Annotated in this window: 22 protein-coding genes; 1 reads left to right on the top strand and 21 read right to left on the bottom strand. The window is 65.2% G+C overall.

The window, feature by feature from the left end:
• Nucleotides 1–6: 6 nt before the first annotated feature.
• The 17 genes from P2P98_RS03195 to P2P98_RS03115 form a co-directional block, all read right to left on the bottom strand.
• A complete protein-coding gene (locus P2P98_RS03195) occupies nucleotides 7–768 on the bottom strand; it encodes a hypothetical protein (RefSeq protein WP_275797153.1) in 762 nt (253 codons plus the stop codon).
• Nucleotides 765–3,323: a tape measure protein gene (locus P2P98_RS03190; RefSeq protein WP_275797151.1), complete on the bottom strand. Its 2,559-nt coding sequence runs from the start codon at nucleotides 3,321–3,323 to the stop codon at nucleotides 765–767. Before P2P98_RS03190 ends, P2P98_RS03195 begins: the two co-directional genes overlap by 4 nt.
• A 42-nt stretch (nucleotides 3,324–3,365) precedes the next feature.
• Nucleotides 3,366–3,737 carry a hypothetical protein gene (locus tag P2P98_RS03185; RefSeq protein WP_275797149.1) on the bottom strand — a complete coding sequence of 124 codons (372 nt, stop codon included), beginning with the start codon at nucleotides 3,735–3,737 and terminating at the stop codon, nucleotides 3,366–3,368.
• Between the two features lie 754 nt (nucleotides 3,738–4,491).
• Nucleotides 4,492–4,821, bottom strand: a complete 330-nt coding sequence (locus P2P98_RS03180; protein ID WP_275797147.1) for a hypothetical protein — start codon at nucleotides 4,819–4,821, stop codon at nucleotides 4,492–4,494.
• A gap of 88 nt (nucleotides 4,822–4,909) precedes the next feature.
• The gene (locus P2P98_RS03175; RefSeq protein ID WP_275797145.1) at nucleotides 4,910–5,746 is read right to left on the bottom strand and encodes an IPT/TIG domain-containing protein; all 837 of its coding nucleotides are present in this window, start codon (nucleotides 5,744–5,746) and stop codon (nucleotides 4,910–4,912) included.
• Between the two features lie 60 nt (nucleotides 5,747–5,806).
• A complete protein-coding gene (locus P2P98_RS03170) occupies nucleotides 5,807–6,196 on the bottom strand; it encodes a hypothetical protein (RefSeq protein ID WP_275797143.1) in 390 nt (129 codons plus the stop codon).
• Nucleotides 6,197–6,205: 9 nt separating this feature from the next.
• On the bottom strand, nucleotides 6,206–6,505 hold the full coding sequence (locus tag P2P98_RS03165; protein WP_275797141.1) for a hypothetical protein: 300 nt from the start codon (nucleotides 6,503–6,505) through the stop codon (nucleotides 6,206–6,208).
• The gene (locus P2P98_RS03160) at nucleotides 6,505–6,834 is read right to left on the bottom strand and encodes a head-tail adaptor protein (RefSeq protein ID WP_275797139.1); all 330 of its coding nucleotides are present in this window, start codon (nucleotides 6,832–6,834) and stop codon (nucleotides 6,505–6,507) included. The genes P2P98_RS03165 and P2P98_RS03160 overlap by 1 nt, the downstream gene beginning before the upstream one ends.
• The gene (locus P2P98_RS03155) at nucleotides 6,831–7,244 is read right to left on the bottom strand and encodes a Gp19/Gp15/Gp42 family protein (RefSeq protein ID WP_275797137.1); all 414 of its coding nucleotides are present in this window, start codon (nucleotides 7,242–7,244) and stop codon (nucleotides 6,831–6,833) included. Before P2P98_RS03155 ends, P2P98_RS03160 begins: the two co-directional genes overlap by 4 nt.
• A 19-nt stretch (nucleotides 7,245–7,263) precedes the next feature.
• Nucleotides 7,264–7,590 (bottom strand): hypothetical protein, encoded by a 327-nt coding sequence (locus tag P2P98_RS03150; RefSeq protein WP_275797135.1) that lies wholly within the window; start codon nucleotides 7,588–7,590, stop codon nucleotides 7,264–7,266.
• Between the two features lie 11 nt (nucleotides 7,591–7,601).
• Entirely contained in the window at nucleotides 7,602–8,657 is a 1,056-nt protein-coding gene (locus tag P2P98_RS03145) for a major capsid protein (RefSeq protein ID WP_275797133.1), read from the bottom strand.
• 5 nt (nucleotides 8,658–8,662) lie between these two features.
• Nucleotides 8,663–9,079 (bottom strand): head decoration protein, encoded by a 417-nt coding sequence (locus P2P98_RS03140; RefSeq protein WP_275797130.1) that lies wholly within the window; start codon nucleotides 9,077–9,079, stop codon nucleotides 8,663–8,665.
• A 13-nt stretch (nucleotides 9,080–9,092) separates the two neighbouring features.
• Entirely contained in the window at nucleotides 9,093–9,740 is a 648-nt protein-coding gene (locus tag P2P98_RS03135) for a hypothetical protein (RefSeq protein ID WP_275797128.1), read from the bottom strand.
• A gap of 96 nt (nucleotides 9,741–9,836) precedes the next feature.
• Nucleotides 9,837–10,553 carry a hypothetical protein gene (locus P2P98_RS03130; RefSeq protein WP_275797126.1) on the bottom strand — a complete coding sequence of 239 codons (717 nt, stop codon included), beginning with the start codon at nucleotides 10,551–10,553 and terminating at the stop codon, nucleotides 9,837–9,839.
• Between the two features lie 107 nt (nucleotides 10,554–10,660).
• The gene (locus tag P2P98_RS03125; protein ID WP_275797124.1) at nucleotides 10,661–12,073 is read right to left on the bottom strand and encodes a phage portal protein; all 1,413 of its coding nucleotides are present in this window, start codon (nucleotides 12,071–12,073) and stop codon (nucleotides 10,661–10,663) included.
• Between the two features lie 13 nt (nucleotides 12,074–12,086).
• Entirely contained in the window at nucleotides 12,087–13,763 is a 1,677-nt protein-coding gene (locus P2P98_RS03120) for a hypothetical protein (protein ID WP_275797122.1), read from the bottom strand.
• Between the two features lie 7 nt (nucleotides 13,764–13,770).
• Nucleotides 13,771–14,208 (bottom strand): hypothetical protein, encoded by a 438-nt coding sequence (locus tag P2P98_RS03115; RefSeq protein WP_275797120.1) that lies wholly within the window; start codon nucleotides 14,206–14,208, stop codon nucleotides 13,771–13,773.
• 119 nt (nucleotides 14,209–14,327) lie between these two features.
• Here P2P98_RS03115 and P2P98_RS03110 point away from each other — a divergent pair, with 119 nt between their 5' ends.
• Entirely contained in the window at nucleotides 14,328–14,876 is a 549-nt protein-coding gene (locus tag P2P98_RS03110; RefSeq protein ID WP_275797118.1) for a hypothetical protein, read from the top strand.
• 827 nt (nucleotides 14,877–15,703) lie between these two features.
• Here the strand turns inward: P2P98_RS03110 and P2P98_RS03105 are convergent.
• From P2P98_RS03105 to P2P98_RS03090, 4 genes are all read right to left on the bottom strand, one after another.
• On the bottom strand, nucleotides 15,704–15,862 hold the full coding sequence (locus P2P98_RS03105; RefSeq protein ID WP_275797116.1) for a hypothetical protein: 159 nt from the start codon (nucleotides 15,860–15,862) through the stop codon (nucleotides 15,704–15,706).
• A gap of 11 nt (nucleotides 15,863–15,873) precedes the next feature.
• Nucleotides 15,874–16,086 carry a hypothetical protein gene (locus P2P98_RS03100; protein ID WP_275797114.1) on the bottom strand — a complete coding sequence of 71 codons (213 nt, stop codon included), beginning with the start codon at nucleotides 16,084–16,086 and terminating at the stop codon, nucleotides 15,874–15,876.
• A gap of 258 nt (nucleotides 16,087–16,344) precedes the next feature.
• A complete protein-coding gene (locus P2P98_RS03095) occupies nucleotides 16,345–16,548 on the bottom strand; it encodes a hypothetical protein (protein WP_275797112.1) in 204 nt (67 codons plus the stop codon).
• Entirely contained in the window at nucleotides 16,541–17,113 is a 573-nt protein-coding gene (locus P2P98_RS03090) for a hypothetical protein (RefSeq protein WP_275797110.1), read from the bottom strand. Before P2P98_RS03090 ends, P2P98_RS03095 begins: the two co-directional genes overlap by 8 nt.
• Between the last annotated feature and the right edge of the window lie 431 nt (nucleotides 17,114–17,544).

The following is a 17,544-nucleotide window of genomic DNA, read 5'->3' as shown; positions in this document are numbered from 1 at the left end:
GTCCTCTCACACCCAGGTGTCGCGTATCCTCACCCGCCCCGGAACGCTCAGGACGTGAGTCCAGATCGTGTTCGCGGGCACGTTCCACAGGTCACCTGTTCCCACGCCGGGCATTTCGACGCCGTCGCGGTACACGCGCGCTCGACGTAGATCGACCCGGTGAGTTCCGCCTGGTGTGGCGCCGGTCACTGTGAACGTTCCGCCCGGGCAGGTCACCGTGTACGCCGATGGCGCAGAGGGGATCTCGATCAACGGCGAGGCGGGGAAGTTCCCCCGGTGGAACACATCAATGCTGATCGCCGCCCCCGTCGCCGGGAGGGTCGCTTCGGTGCCGTACTTGCGGGGGTCCGACATGCGGTGCACGATCTCGTACTCACCGACATGCAACAGACCATCGCTGGACAGCTCTATCGAAGGCGTCGACAACCCCCTACGCGTCTCCGCGTACCGAGTCACACCGCCGAACTTCACGGAGATCGCGCGGAGGCTACCGTCCTGTGTCGCGGCCAACTGGTCCGACCGTTTCACGAGGTCGTACTCGCTCGACCCGCGGAAGAAACCCTTCTGCGTCACCTCACGCGCGTCGAACCATTGCAGCGCGTCGTACGTGCCGTGGGAGTTCGCTCTATCGATGATCTCGGCGCGCTGCGCGGGTGGGGTATCCCATCCCTCCCACCCGCGCTGTCCGATCCAGTATCCGAACTCCTTCTGGTCGTCATACCCGCGAAACGGGATCGAGTCGAACACGACGTGGAGTGCATCTGTCACGCGACACTCCTCCTCGCCTGACGCGCCTGATACCGGCCGGCGGCCCGCCCGATCTCTTCCTCGGACTGACCCGGCTGCGGGTACACGTTGATCGTCCCGCCACCCGAACCACCGCCGACCTGAGACAGGACACTGGGCGACAACGGGAGGACGACCTCGTCGTACCGTCCTTCACCGATGTTCGCGATGACCCCACCCGCTCGAGCCTTGACAAGCGCCCCGTCCTCCAACTGGGGGATGTTCGGGATGCCGAGACTGAACGTCGAACCACCGACGAGAGGAACCCAGTCGGGGATGTCCACCTGGATGGAATTCAGCCCGTCGATGACCGAGTTGATCAGCCCGATCAGCGCGTTCAACGGCCCCCGCACGACACTCAGCGTCGCCTGGAAAGCGGCCCCAACGAAGTCCGCAATGCCGGTGAAGACGTTGTGGATCGTGTCGCCGACGAACTGGATCGCCTGACCGATCGCTGCGGCGATGGGCGCGATGATGTTCTCGTAGATGAACGTGAACGCCGCTCCTAGTGCTGCGAAGACGGGGACGATCACCGACTCGTACAGCCATGTGATCACGGTGGCCCACGCGTTGATCTGCGCCACAATCAGCCCCACGATCGGAAGGATTACGTTCTCGTAGATCCACGTGAAGACCTCGCCGATGAGCCCGAAGACCGGTGAGAGCACGCCCTCCCACAGCGCTTGTATCGCCGCGGCCCACAGGCCGATGTACAGCATGATGCCGATGACGACCGGCATGATGATGTTCTCGTAGACCCAGGTGAAGATCTCACCGATCGCCGTGAACACGGGTTGCAAGACGTTCTCCCACAGCCATGTCGCCGCCGCGGCGATCGCTGCCGTGACGTTCGCCCAGATCTGCTGACCGAGCTCGGTCTGCGTGAAGAACCACACCAGCCCCGCGACGAGCGCGGCGATCGCGGTGATGATCAGCCCGATCGGGTTCGCGGTCATGGCCGCGTTCAGAAGTCGCTGCGCGATCGCAGCAGCCTGGCTCGCCCCGGCCTGCGCGTAGGTCGCACCGATCTGCCCGTACGTTGCGGCGATGATGACGGATTGCAGCCCCGCGTACGCCGCCGCAACAACTTTCCATGCAGCCATCACCGCCGCGTACGTCTTAAACGCGACCACACCGGCAAGAACCGCCACCGTGATCGGGCCCAACAGACCAGAGAACTGCCCCAGGAACCCGACGACGCCGCCGAGAATGACACCGAGCCCGTTGAGCGCACCCACCAGGAGGGGAACGGCCGACACCGCCACCCCCGCGACCACGGTCGCCACCTGCGTGAGGAACTCCACCAGCACCGGGAGGACCACGTTTGCCAGGTTCAACGCCACCGTCGCGAGATCCACCAAGGGCGGAAGAAGGGTGGGGAGCAAGGGGCCGAGGATCCCCAGGATCACCACGAGGGGGGAGAACTGCTGCACCAGCCCCAGGACGGTCGGACCGAGTTGCACGGCCGCATCCCGGGCGGCGAGCAGTGCGACCGTGAGTGGAGAGTCCTCCTCCATCGCGAATACGTTCCGTAGGGCGGAGGTGTAGTCACCCTTGATCAGCAGGTTGAAGAGTCCCGTGAGTGCGTCACGGATGTTCATGACCGCGCGGACGACGGGCGCGTCCTCTTCCCAACCGGTCAGCTCACGCATCTGGGCCGTGAAGTCACCCGACCTCATAAGCGAGATGAGCGCGGAGAACTTGTCAGCGAACGGCCCGATCCGGGTCGTCATCTCATCCAGGAGTCGCGTGATGCCCTGGAACGTGGTCTTGAAGTACGGGAACACGTTCTCGAGCAGCGCGACACCGACGCGCGAGAGCGCGGCGAGCATGTTCGCCCACGCGCCGCGGGTCGTCTCACCCGATCGGAGAGCGGCGCCGCCGATGTTCTTTTCGATGACGTTGCGGAACGTGGCGGCGTCGACCTTGCCGTCGGAGACCATCTTCGACATCGCGGCGGCGGTCACGCCGTACTCGTCAGCCAGCCACTGCAGAATGGGGATACCCCGGTCCTGCAGTTGGTTCAGGGTGTCGGTGTACACCGTTTGCCCGGCGGTGGCCTTGTTGATGATCGCGCCCATCTCATCCAGAGATGTGCCGGCGATGGTCGCAGCGTCCGCGGTGAGGCGGAGGTACTTCTCGAGCTCCGCGCCCGGCTTGATACCCGCGGCCACGGCGGATGCTGCGACGGTGGCCGCGGCATCCAGCCCGAAGGCTGTCCCTCGCACAGCGGCGAGGGCGGAGCCCATGATCTGGTCGACGGACTCCGCCGAGTGCCCGAGGCCGTCGAGTTTTGCGGTGGCGTCCTCGATCTTGAGCATGCGGTCGAACCCGCCTTTGACCGCGATACCGGTCAAGGTGGCGGCAGCACCCGCGGCGGCGAGGGCGGCGCCCTTGGCGAAGCCGCCGATCTTGCTGAAGACAGAGGATCCGCGCTTCTCGACGGTGTCGAAGGTGCCGTTGAGTTCTTTCTCAACGTTCCGCTTGATCCCGGTTGTGGTGGGGACGAGTTCGACGAAGAGGACAGCCTCGGCCACGGGGACTACTCCTTTCGGAATGTCCCCGCGGCAACAGGGGCACTAGAACATCTGGTCGAGCTTCGCGCGGCGCGCTTCACGCTCCGGCGTCATTTGCTGGTCAGGCTGCGAGTACGTCGGCGGTTTCCCCGCCCACGGGCGAGGGAACCTCTGGTAGAGCGCGCCCTTCTGGCGCTGAGCGTTCATCTCCCGCTCGTGGATGTCCCACGCCGCGATCTCCGCGGGCGAAGGGACGTACTTGTGTCCCTGCACTGCGGCCACGGTGTGGCTCGAGGGGTCTCGCAGGATCTCGGCGACGAAGTCCCACGCCACGTTCCAGCAAATCTCCTCGGACTCGATGTCGGCGAGGTTCACGCCGACGCGGGCGAGGTCATGCCGCAGTTGCCGCCGATGCCAGCGGATCAGTGCTGGCATACATGCCGATGCTGGATCAAAGTCGGGCGATTCTTCTACCCAACCGAGCACGAACTGTCCAAGCTGCTCGGCGTCCATCATTCGAACAACGGATGCTGTGGGTGGGGCCGTCGTTAGCGCGAACCACAAGTTCGACCATCTATCCTGACGATCTTCAGACCATTCGTAGTCACCCTCAAGGATGGCTACCGCCGATGTCGCTACACGGGGGCATTCTGCGGATCCAAGTGCAGGTAGAGCTACTCTCACCTGGCACCCTTTCGGCTGTTGCAGCGGGCGTGAGCGGTCTGCACGTTGTCGTATGTGTGCTTTCCTCCACGCGCTAACGGGATGATGTGGTCGATGGTGGGGTACAGCGGCGCCGGATACGGCTTTGATGAGTCAACTGCCACGCCGCACAGCTGGCATATGAATCCGTCGCGCTCGAAGACGGCAGCAGACTCGATGTGATCCGCTTCCCCGCATGTTTTGAGCGCTCTCCGTCTCGCAACGTGGTTACGTGTGCGTTCGAGATGCTCCTCGTACGAGCCAGGCACCCTCCGGGCGACGTATCCAGGTCTGCGACTGTCCCGCTGCTGCGTGAGTATCGACTCCTTGTTCTGCTGGTAGTAGAGGCGCGCCTGTGCTCGGTTCGCTTTGTAGTCCCGGCGTCGACACTGTCGGCAGCGCGACTGCAGTCCGTCCTTGCGCTTGGAGTCACGACCGAACGCTGATGTGCTCTTACTCTCGCCACACGCGTTGCACGTCTTCACGGCTACTCAGAGGACGCGCCCGGAACGTATTTTTTCGACTCGTTGCCCCACGCGGTGAACACCGCCGCGACGTCATCCCCGTCGAGGCGGGACAGAATCCGGACCGCCGAGGGGTAGGTGTCGGCGAGGGTCTGCGTCATGAGCGACCACGCGGCGAGCTTCTGCTGATCGTTTCCGCCATCCTGCGCGGACTGGAACACACCGAACGCGTTCGTGATGCCGAACGGGACGCCCGGCTGGCCGAGTACGGGCAGGTTGAACTTCCCGAACCCTTCGATGTTGAACTCGATCAGGGGGGCTTCGGCGGCGGATGAGGGCTTGATGTTGACCATGTCGGCGGCAACCTTTCGTGGGTGCGGCAACGAGGAGAGGGGGCCGGGGGTGGGGAGGTTGCCGCCTCACCCCACCCCCGGGGTCTTGTTATGAGCGTGCGAACGTCTTCGCGGTGGACGTGCCGCCCGAGTTGGTGACGGTGAGGTTCGCCGTTCCCGCGGTTCCGCCGGGCATGATCGCGAGGATCTCCGTGGGCGACTTGATTTGGAACGACGCCTGAGCGGACCCGAACTTCACGGAGGTGACGCCGCTGAATCCCGTGCCGGTGATGATGACGTTGCCGGCGGGCGCCTGCGCCGAGTCGGGCACGGTGGAGGTGATCGTCGGGGCCGGGGTCACGGTCTGGATGAGCGTGGTGTCCCACTGCTTCACCTGGTATCCGAGGATCGGGTCACGGAAGGCGCGGAGCGTCATCCCGAGCGCGTTGATCGCGTTGGCGCCGAACTGCACCGCCTCGCGGTCGGCGACCTTCACGCGCGGGTAGTGGGTGACGATCACGTCGTCGCCGGAGATGCCAACGGTGACGAGGTCGCGGAACGTGTTCACGGACGCCTTGGTCAGCACGAACGAACCCGTCGCGGGGTCAACGGTGGTGTCGAAGTACGCTTCGGTGAGGGTCTTGGATCGCTGGATGCCGGAGAACGCGACCGCCCAGGTGCCGGGGCCGTCCTGGTCGATGACGACGTCCTCGTTGTGTGCGACGAAGCGCTTGTTGTCGCCCGGCTCGGGGGTGAGGGAGAAGCCGTCCTCGCCGTAGTAGCCGAGGTCGTGGCGGATTCCGGCGGCGAGGTCGGCGGTGGGGTTCCAGTCGGGGCCGGTGGGGGCGGTGATGCCGTACGCGCCGAGCAGGATTCGACCATCCTGCACCAGGCGCACGTCGGCCGCGTTGATGGTGCGGCCGTTCTCAATGAGTGCAGCGGGCATAGCCCTGCCTTTCGTTTGAATTGGGGCACGCCCGGCAACTGGCGTTCGGTCACCCGCTGGTTACGGGAGTCGGTGTGCGACGACTAGCACGGTCGCCGTGTAGTAGTAGTTGCCCGCTTCGTCGCGGGCCTCGGTGGGGCCGACGTTGAGTTCGGCGCGGATGACCGGCGCGGCGTCGCGTGGCGAAGATTCGATCTCGTATGCGGCATCCGTGCAGAGGTCGAAGGCGTCCTCCTTCGCATCGACGGGGTCGGTGTGTTTCCAGCACTCGACGGTCACAAGGAACTGCCGCGACACGGGCGTCTCAAGCCGCCCGGGGGCGACGCTGACAACTACCTGCTCCGTGAGCTTCTCGTCTCGTTCCGCCGAGACCCGCGCGGTCGTGACGTTGCGCACGCGGCCGATGGCCCAGCGTCGGACGTTGGGCCATCGACTCGCGAACTCGGCCACGACGACCTCCTAGATCTGCACGCTGGCGAGAGCCGCCCTCAGCTCTTGTTTCCTGTTGCGGAGGCTGCCCGTGGTGGACCGATCAACGATCCACACAGAGAGGCGTCCGGCACGGGAGTAGGTGCGTGTGACGAAGACTTCTTGCCCGGGTCGCGCGGCGCGTTGCGCCGCTGTCACGAGCGCCTTCTCAACCCCGCTGTTCTCGGTGTCCAGCAGCAGGGTCTCGCGGATGGTCTTGTGGTTGCGGCGCGCCTCGGTCGGGTGCCCGGAGGGGTTACCCAGCATCGGGAAAGCGACTTGGACGCGCATCAGTTGACCGCTTTCACCGCGAACTGCACCGCCCACGAGCCAGCCCGCAGCCAAGCGCCGATCTCACCATCGATCGCGTACTCGACGCCGCGAATCGTGGCGCGGTCGGTTGCTTCGATGTCGGGGCGGTTTGCGAGGTCGCGGACGTACACCGTCCCACCTGTGATGACGGTTTTCCTTCCGGGATCGAGCGCCTCAGACGGGTTTGAGGGGGCGAATTTGCCGCTCAATACGACGTGGTCAGACCATGCCCCCGGGACCGGATCCCCGTCCCCGTTTACCTCTTCCGTGGCTCGCCGGACGATGATCGGCTCGTATCGTGCGCTCACGGCCGGAATCCCGACCGGACCGAGAACGATCGGAACGTGCGCTGCCGACGGAACGGAAGCCACGCGAGCTCCACATCGGTGAAGCTGAGGGAACCGGACGAGATGGACGAATCGATCGTGTCGTTCGTCGTGTCACTGAAGGGTCCGTCGGTGACGGTTCGGGAACGCTGCCGTACACCGTCAGGGTTCATGAGCCGCCGTCGAACAGCACCGACGACAGCGTCTTTCGCGGCACGCTCGAGGAACTCATCCATCATCGTGACTTCATCGACGTTGACGCCGCGTTGCCGTCCGATGATGCGGAGGTTGTTCGATGCGGTCTTGATCCACTCGGCGACGAGCTTCTCTTCAGTGAGGGTCAGGTCGCCCCACGCGGCTGCTACGTCTTCAACAGTGGCGTAATCAGCCATGTGGGGCAACCCTTCCTGCTCACTCGACGGGGATGCCGGCTTCCGCGAGTGCCTCGCGGATCTCGGCGGCCTTCGCGTCTTCCAGGACATCGAAGCCCTGGCTCTTGGCGTAGTCGGCCCACGCCTTGGCGGACGATCCGGGACCCTTCGCGGGCGGGATCGTCACGGTCTCCTTGCCGTCGTCGTCGGACTCGTCGTCGGACTCGTCGTCGCCTTCCGGCTCCGACTCTTCGCGCTGCAAGGTGTGTTCACCGAGCTGCGGAAGTGCCCACTCCGGAGGGGTCGACCCAGCCATGAGTAGCTGAGCCTCCCCCTCCTCGGTGAGGACGTACACGTTGCACGCCATCCGGGCCATGATTAGGCGGTCACCGTCGCGACGAACAGGCGCTTCGCGTCCGAGAGGACGGGGAACGCGACGGCGTCGACGAACGTGAACTCGCGGTAGGGCGGCCCGACCTTCTCGACGACACCGGCGATGCCGGGTGCCTCCTGGAACGACATCTCCGCGAGGTTGCTGTTCACCAGCTCGAGCGCGGTCGCCGTGACGCCCCACTCGGTGCGGCCGAGGTCGCCGAGCTCCGCGGGGGTGAAGAGGACGCGGTTGGCGGGGATGACGCGTGCGAGCGCGTTGTTCGCATCGGGTGCGACCGACTCAACCTGGGTGTCGTACGGGGCAACGAACGGCGGAAGACCGTGCCCTGCCAGGAGACCGTTGACCTCGTCCAGCGTCACGACGGTCTTTCCGGTATTGGCGCCGTAGACCGCGTCGATGATCTCCTTGTTGCGCTGCACGAGACGGAGAACCGCCGAAGACGTGCGGATCGCGCCGGCCGGAGCACCGTTGGTCGCGACGTACACGTCGTGCCAGGTGATCAGGTTGGTGAGAACGGTCGCGGTGGCGACGTTCGACCAGAGTGTGCCGGCGGTGACGAGATGACCGGCGGGCACACCGAAGTCGGCCTCGAAGCCGCCGTTGATCTCGGACACAGTGAGCTTGCCGTCGGTGAGCACGTCACCCCAGGCGAGCTCGAGGCGCCGGTAGATGTTTCCGGTGAGGTCCTCGGCGTCGTTGTAGATCGCGTCGGCGAGGGCGGCGGTGTTGGTGCCGTTGACCCGCGCGAACTCGAGCTGCAGGCGCTCGTACTCGCCCTTGTTGCGCGAGTCGGACAGGGGGATCATGCCGACGGAACCGGTGGATCCGGTGTCACGGTCGGACACGTGGATGCGTCCGTCGTACGTGCGGTAACGGGCCGTTCGGTTGCGCTTCACGATCTCCGCGAAGTTGACCGTGTTGGTCAGGTTGTTGCGCGTGGGGAACGCGTTCAGCAGGCCCAGGTTGCTGGGGACCGGGACGTTGCGGACGAACGCGGACAGCGCGTCGGGGCTGACGGGGGCGTCGAAGACGATGGCCATCTAGCTCACGCTCCTTCGGAGAAGTTGACGAGCTTCAGGTCCGTGCGGGCGTCGGCGTCGAGGGCGCCCTTGCCGGTCTGGAACGGAAGCTTGGAGGGGATGACCTCGCCCTTGTGAAGACCGGCGCCGCCGACGCGGGTGGAACCCGGGCGGACGGTGACGGACGAGAAGAGGATCTCGGCCGCGGTCTCGGTGCCGTTGGTTGCGGCGCCGTCGTAGGGGCCGTACAGGCCCGAGGCGGTGATCTTGCCGAGCACGGTGCCGGACGGGATGAAACCGTTCGGGTAGTGCGTGCCGGCGGTGAATGCGCTCACGTCCAGGACGATGCTCGGGTTGTCGCCCGGCATGGTGCCGTCGGGGCCACGAAGCCACGAACGGTTCTCCGACTGGAACGTGGAGCGACGAACGGTGATGTCAGACATCTGGTTCTTCTCTCTACTTGGTCTTCTTTCCGAAGCGGCGTTCCGCCTCGGCTTCGCCGGTGGCCCGGCCTGTGGTTTCGATCTGCTCGTGCTGCCCCTGGAAGCGCGGGAGGTGCGCCCCCGGTGCCGCCTTCTTCTCGGTGGTGTTCTCGTTCACCCAGGCGGTGATCTTTGCCGTGTCGGCCTTGTCGCCATCGATGAACGAGGAACGGTCGAGGGTCAGCAGCTTCGCCGGGTCGACATCGCGGCCCTGCAACGCGCGCTCGATGGCCGTGGTGACACGTTCGGTCGCGAGGAGTCCGATGACCTCGTTGCGTCCGGATGCCTTGGCTTCGTCGATGGCGCGCTGCTGATCGGAGAGGCCGGCCTGCCGAAGCTGCTCGTTCTCGTCCTTGATGGCTTGCACCTGATCCGGGGTGAGACCGCCGTAGGCGGTGGCCCGGTTCTCGTGCTTGCGGGACTGGTGCTTCCAGTACGCCGCCTGCTGTTCCGCGGTCATGTCCTTGACGGGCGTGTCCGCGGGGAAACCACCGTCTCCTGCACCGTCGGCGCCTTCGTTGTCCGCCATGAACCGGATGCCGGCGATGTCGAAGCGTGAAGGGCCGATGAGCGCAAGGCCGTCGCGGTCGCGGCGGGCATAGTACGGGGTGCGTGTGAGCATGATCTATCTCCCATGTCGGGCGTGTGAATGGTCCCCATGCCGGGGGTGGACCGCGCTGGTGCACGGTGGTCTGGGGGGCCGCCGGGTGGCGGTGGGTCAGGACGGGAGGTCGTCCGCGCCGGTGAAGTGCTGGTCTCGCCAGGTCAGGACGGGGCCGAGTTCGGAGTTCGTCCGCACGGAGATGAGGTCCAGGTAGTCACTTACCGAGTTGCTGCCGTCGATGTAACGTGCGCCGCGGTCGGAACCGCCGAACTGCGCCTCGACAGCGTTATGTATGGCTTCCAACCGGTCGGGGTGAATGACCTGCTCGGACGGGTCACCTTTGAGCGGCCGTACGCCGCAGTCGCAGGCAGGGTGCATCGGGCTCAGGTCCGCCACCCAGTACCGCTGTGTCGATGCAATGACACACAGGGCGCAGTTCTCGCGCCCGGTCAGCACACGCTCGTACGCGTTCACCCCGGCTCGAGACATGGACCGGCGCGCGGAGTGTGTCTTCGCGAGCTGCATGTTCGTCTCGACGATGGACGCCAGACGTCGACCGCCCGCAGCGACCGCAGAGGTCACCGTTCCACCCTTCGCGAGAGTGTCGTGCATCGTCGCTATCGGCCGCGCGTACAGTGTCTCGTCCGACACGCCACGCAGTTCGGTCGTGGTCGCCGCCAAGGGGCTGCTCCTTGGGGTCAGGCCTTGTTCGGTGACGATCCGGGCAAGGTACGCGTCCGTGAGGTCAGCGACCCGCTGCTGGCCCTGCTGTACCCGTGGCGCGACCTCCGCGAGCAAACGCTCAATGTCGGAGTCGCGCCACGAGTTCATGCTGTTCCAGAACCGCAGAGCGAAGTTCGTCACCCGCAGCCGAAGCTGGTGAACTTCAACCTCGTATGCTCGGTCGAGACGAGTGACCATGCCACCCTCCCCGTCGGTTACGCGTTCGCCGTCCCGGCGGTATCCATCACTGACGCGAGGATGAGCGCCTGGTCGGCCTGCTCCGCCATGACCTGTGCGATCTCGTCCGGCGTCATCTGCCAGATGCGACGCAGGATCGTCTTGAGCGGCAGCGTCTGCGCCACCTGCGCGGTAGCCGACCCCATGTCGGCGAGCGAGTACCGCTCCGTGGGCTTCCACCCGACTGTCATCTTCGACTTCTTCGCCCGCTCCTGATCCCCCTCGGCGAGGAAGATGAGGTGGTACATGTCGACGATTCCCTGCGTGACGCGGGTGATCTTGTCCTCGACGGCGAAGGTGAGACCCTCGCGCGTGAACTTCGCCCCCTCGGCCGCCTGATTGTCCGGCGCGAAGATCGACATCGGCCGGCGAGTGACCGCCGCAAGTCGCATGACCTCGTCCTTGATGGCCGAGAGGATGCCCTGCACGTCCGCCTGCGTGGACTCCCACACCTTCGCCCCAGACGGCAACAGGAACCACTGACCCGGGTCGGACGTCAGCACGTCATCGAGCTCGTCAACTCCGATCGTGCGCTTGAAGTCGTCCTGAATGTCCGGCTCTTCGGCGTCCGCGTCGAGCATGACCGCGCGTTGCTTGAACGCCTGGTACATGACGATGACGGTCATCTGGAACACGAGCCGGTCGATCCGGCGCAGCAACCGCAGGTGCGGTTCGTACTCACCCTTGCCCGCACGGTTTCGGAACCGCACGACGGGGACGAGGTGATGCTCAAGAGGGAGCCCATCCTTGCCACCCTGGTCGGTATCCCACGACCACTCGGTCTTATCGAACCCCGCGTTCCCGGATGTGGGGCGGCGAGCGACGAACGTCCGCGCCGGTTCTCCCCCGGTCATGGCGCCCGGGAGCATGATGACGGCGTAGTCGTACCCGTCGAACTCGTCCCGAAGGAACTTGACCGCGCAGATGATGCGCGACTGTCGAGCCGGGTCGTGGAACGTGACCAGGTCACGCGGATCCTCCGCAGTGACGGTGATGGCTCCCGTGTCCTGGTCTTTCCCGACCATGGCGTACGAGTCGCCAGCCCACAGCATCGTCTCGATGATGGACGCGAGCTCCACGTCGAGATTGTTATCTCGCCAGTGCTCCCAGGCTTTCTCGTCGAGCTCATCCTCGGACACGGCGGTGCGGATATCGCGAACAGACATCCGCTCCCGCAGTGAACCGGTGATCAGCTCAGCGAAGTTCGTCGTCGACTCTTCCTCGAACTCGCGGAACGTGTCGCGCGCGTTGCGAACAGCCGCCGGCGCCGGGGGCTCCCCCGCATGCCACGCCGCCAATTCGACCAGGCGAGGAAGACGTGCCGCGCGTTTCTCGAATGCACGCTCGAGCCACCATCCGGCACTCCGGGGGACGCTGGTTGCGATCGCCATCGACACCCCTCCCTCACCCGCCGATACGGCGGATCACGGCCCGACGCTTCAGCACGGGTTTCGCGTTGCCCTTGAGGGCGTCGAGTCGCGCTTTCCACGACAACACCGCGGCCATCGCCGCATCGAACTTCAACCCCATCTGCCCGTCCTGCTTCTGCATGACGTACAACGGTTCACCCGCGTCATCCCGCAGCCGCAGTTCCTTCTTCCCGGCATTGCCGAGATGACGGACCAGGTCGTCGTGGGGCGACACCGTCTTGCCGATCACTGCGTCAGGGTTGGATCTCCCACCGAAGCGGATCGTGCCCGCGTCGATCGCCTCCTGGTACTCCCGGAGCACATACGCCATCTGACCGTGCCGCTTCGTGTACCACTCCTCGACATGCCCCGGGTAGTCCGCATACCAAGACCCGATCGTCTCGGTCCAGTGCGGGGGATCCGCGTACAGCTTCCACACCCGGTAGCGGCGCATCGCGTCCTTGAACGTCGCCGTGACCTCATCCTCAGGCACTTCCCACTCATCGGCATCATCAGGTCGTTCCCACAACCCGATGAGCTCCTGCAGACCGGTCGCGACCTCGGTCGCGACCATCGCCGTCGCATCCCGGAACCGTGCACCATCGAACCCCAGCGTCACGAACGCGCCCGCCGGGATCGTCTCCCCCGGGCTCGCGAGGCCGCCGATCTTGACCCTGTCGAAGAACGTCGAATCCGACTTGCGCCACCGGTTCAGCCACACTCGCTCGAGGTACGCCTTGTCTGCTTTCGGGCGATCCCATTGCTTCGCGATCGACTCGAACTGCCCCGGCCCGTACTCACCGGCCGGACCCGTCGCGTCCGCGATCGCCGCGACCCTCTGCTCGATCGTCGAGAGATCCTTGTGCTCATCCCCCGCCCATCGGGCAAAGAACATCAGCGCCGGCTCTTCGATCTCCTTCCGGGCGATCGCTTCGGCCTCAGCTCGCACGTCCTCCTGGATGGAGTTCTGCCCCGGCGCTCCCGCCGTGGACGTGTACAACGCCCACGGATCCTCAAGAGCACGCTTCGTCAGGTTCGCCGACATCGTTTCGTGCGCGTGCTTCGCAGACGGCAGATACAACCGGTGAGGCTCATCGAAGTGCTGAAACGTCGTGAGAGCACCGTCTCGAGACCCCGGCGCGTTCGACACCGGCACCGCTTGACCGTCACCGCGCCCACGATCGTTCAGTCGCATGATGCGCTCGAGCGACGAATCGAACAGGTCCGCGTCGGGGCCCTCCTCCACCACGTACTTGAGCACGCCGTACGCGAGCTCGCTGACCTGCTCCTCCGTCACCGCCATCATCGGGATGTACGGGAAAGCGACAGGCCGACCCACCGGGTTACCGTTCGCGTCGAATCCATCGCACCGCACTGGCGCTTCCGGGTGCAGTTCGCAGTAGGCGATCCACGCTGCCTTCTCGGTCTTTGCGAGCCCCTTCCGAAGCTCCAGAGCCCCGCGGGAGAACCGGCGGCGCCCGGCAAGGCGGTGACCTTTCGGCATCACCTCGTACAGACGGTAGATGAACGCGATCGTCTCGTCATCCAGCTTGGCCGGCTGCCCAGCCAGCGACCCGGGGCCGAAAACGGCGCGTTCCTGGATGAACTCGACGATGCCGGGGCCGAGAGTGGGGAAGCTCAGATCGAGAGGCGGAACATTCAGAACCGCCATGGTGGGGCTACTCCGCCATCTTCAAGCGGGGATCCGGGCCGACCGCCTTCGGCGCCGCGGCTGCGCGACGACGCACGCCGCGATCCTCCGCCTCATCCGCCAGAGCGAACTGAATCTTGAGCCGAGCGCGGTCCTCGGGAGTCGCACCGAACTTCGCCGTGCGCAACCGCAACTCACCGGCGAGCTTGTACTCACCCTCGACGAACTGAGCATGCAGCAACGCCGCGATCTTGAGCTCTTCCCAGTCCGAGTCCGTGAACTCCGCCGACAGCGGCGACGACGCCCACATTCGCCACCATTCGACGGTGGCGGTCGGCCAATCCACGATGTCTGAGAACGTGCCCTCCTCGCTGCTGACGCTCTTGTACCGCGTCGGCAGCTCAGGCTGCTTCGTCGGCCGAACCTCGATGACCCGCAGCGCAGCGCCACTCTTGTTCCGCCGCACACGCGTGGCGGCATCTTTCGGAATCGGGCCCCTACCAGGCATCATGAACCCCCATGTCGGGAAAGAATCTGCGCCCATGTCGGGCGTAATCACGCGGTTTATCCGTTACACTGGGGCGTATGAAACGCGTCTGCGACTGGTGCGGAATCGGTATCGTCACGACCCGTGCAGACGCTCGCTTCTGCTCGAGCAAGCATCGCATCTACGCACACCGCGCCGCGAAACGCTCACCCATCCCCCAGCGCCTCACCTCACGCGACCGGTGGGTGCGTTGGCGCTACGAACTCCGCAACGGCAAGCCCACGAAAGCGCCGATCACCGCAGACGGTCGCCGCGCAACAAGCACAAACCCCGACACCTGGACCACCTTCGCCGCAGCCTCCGCATCCACACTCGGCGAGGGACTCGGTTTCACACTCGGCGACGGCATCGGATGCATCGACGTGGACCACTGCGTCTCGGACGGAGTCATCGACCCCCGCGCGCTCGAACTCGCCCGGACCCCAAACGCTTTCTACGTCGAATACTCCCCCTCCGGGGAAGGCATCCACATCTGGCACGACGCCGACGAACAACCCGGCACGCGACGCACCGAGAACGGGCTCAGCGTCGAACGCTACAGCGCCGGCCGATACATCACCGTCACCGGCCGACCGATCGGCCTGTAACGGATAATCCCGCACACGCCACACACGCGGCCTGCGTCAGCACGACCCGCTCGGGACTGCCCGGCGACGAGCACGACCACCTCGGCGCATCCTCGCGCCACCCAGCCCCAAATCTCCCAGACTCGTACAGAAGAAAATCCGCAGCATCTTCCCGGCACGAACGAGAGGGGCGGGGAGGGGGTGGGCGGCCCCCGGCGGCAAAATTTTTCAGTTACGACCTGACGATCTTTCGGTTTAGTAGATCTCTTATCTGGGGGTTCCGCGCCCTCGCGGCTTCGGCTTGGGTCTTGGCCTTGTGGCATGCGGTGCAGGCGGCTTGACCGTTGTCGGGGTCGTACCGTGCGCCGCCAGCTTTGACGTTGATGATGTGGTCGGCGTCTGTGGCCCTGCGTGTGCAGTGGGGTCCGCGTATCTGGCAGATTCCCTTGGCTCGGGCCATGACAGTGCGTCGCCATTGGGAGTAGCCGGGTCCGGTGGAGTGTGACCGGCCTTCCCAGTGGTGCACCGTGTGGTCTGCGCAGTAGCGGGTGTTGGTGATCCTGTTGGGGCATCCTGGGGTGGGGCATTGACGGGGGGCCCTGGGCATGTTCGGATGCACCCCCTGGGGTTTGGTTGCACCCCTGGGGGTGTTTGTGGACCGGCCAGGATTCGGACCTGGAACCTCCCCTGCGGCCGCGAGGGGACTCTGCCGATTGGAGGAACCGACCCTGGGGTTACGTCGTCACGCAGGATTCGAACCTGCTCCCCCTCTGGGGATGAAGCTGATGCTTCGACGGCCATGCCTTACGCCGCGTTCCCAGCGGCCAGCCGTCACACCAGTACGACGCTTAGCCGAGGATGCTACGCCACATGGTCACGATGGCCCACACGATGCCGCTGACGACGAGGGCAGTGACGGCGGTCACGAGTATGGCGGCGATGATGCCGCCAAAGATAGTCCCGGCTCGGCTGCGCTTCCGTGCCCGGTCGACGGTTACGTCATCCATCGGGTCTCCTGTCAGGTGGTGGCGGGGATGAAGACCCCACGGAACTCGAAGCATCGGCGCCACGGGCCGGCGAGGTAGAACTCTGAGACGAGCTCGGGCATCTCGAAGCCACGGTGCCCGCCTGTGACGGCGAGGGCTTTGAGTCGATCGATGGCGAACTGTGCCGCCTCTTCCAGCGTGTCCGCGGTCACGGTGAACGTTGTGTCCGGGTTCTTGCCGGTCATCGCGCCTTCACCCCGAGAAGGTCTCGCCACAGCTGTCGCCACCATGCACGGCGCCGAATGCTTCGGTGCCGGCGCAACATGCGCAGGGCTCCCCTGCGTTCAGCAGGAGTAAAGCCAGACCAGTCCATCGGGTGACCTCCCGAGAGTTAGGGGAAGGGGCGCAGGTACGCCTTGCCGGGAAACATCGGCGTCATGAGCGTCCTTCGCGTGGAGGCCCGCCATGGCGAAGCGTGCCGCGTTGACGCCCCTACCATGTGATTACCGTTCCCGCAACATCGCCGGTCCGGTGTAGTCGCGCTCGGTGTACTCGCGTCCATCGAGGGAATGATGCAGGATGATCCAGCCCATTGACCCGTCGGCGCGCTCAACCGGTTTGGCGGTCGGTCCGCAGGGGCATTCGCCACCGTTCGTGTCGTGCTCTATCAGGTCTCCTATCGGGGAGACATGGACGTCGTCACTCACCGGCGAATGGTCCGGTCTTGGCTGCACGCATCTGTGCTACCTCGGCCGGTGTTATGGGCATAGGCATGTACTGGTCGAGCACCCCGGCGAGGTGATCAACCATGAGTTCGGTCTCGCGCTCGAATGTGCGCCACATCCACACCGACGTCGGTGCGGTACGGATCACTTCGGTCTGCGAGTTGTGCACCACGTGCAGCAACTCGTGAACGATCGTGTTGCGCTGCTTGTCAGGCGTGTACGACCACCAGTCTTTGTTCACCGAGATCGGCACGACGCGGCGGCCATACACCGGATGAACGCTGGCGTTCGTTGTCTCTTCTGCGGCGGCGAGCGAGAGGAACGCGTCCCACTGTCCGAGACCGAGCAGGTCTTTGATTTGGTCGATGTAGAGCTGGATTGCGTCCCCCTCATCGGGGGTGAAGTGTGTGATCCGCTCACCCTCGTCATTGGGCTGCTCGTCCGGGTGCCAGTCGCGCGTCTCGACCTGTCCTGGGGCAGGCGACTCATCGGGCGTCCTGTCACCCCGCGCGCTGATATATCTGCCCGTCACGGCGCTGCGTCGCATGCCCGATACGGCGAAAGTCTTCCCATCCCCCATAGGTCGAAAATCTCCCATCAGTCACCTCCGCGGACGATGGTGTCCCCGTCATCCTCGAGAGCGTCCATGAGAACGTCACAACACACCCCGAGCGTGGGCTCGCCGCAGATGGGGCACGGTACGAGGTACATCAGTCATCCCCTCGCGAGAACAGCCACCACAGGACGTGCGGGGTGTGACGCTGCACCGTCACGGTGAGTGCCACCCCGGTCGCGATGCCGGCGATCGTGAGCATGGTTCGCATATCGAGTCCGTCGTCGCTCGCGAGCGCGGGGCGGCTATCTGCCCACTCAACGGCAGAAGAGGGCCGGACAGCCGTCTTGTCGCCGCCCCACCTCGGAATTGGCGCTCTCCCCGGCATTGAACGGGGTGCGACCTCTTTAGCGGCAGGGTGCCTG

The organism is Microbacterium sp. Kw_RZR3 (genome assembly GCF_029222405.1).
Lineage (GTDB): Bacteria > Actinomycetota > Actinomycetes > Actinomycetales > Microbacteriaceae > Microbacterium.
This window is presented reverse-complemented; position numbering and strand designations above follow the sequence as displayed.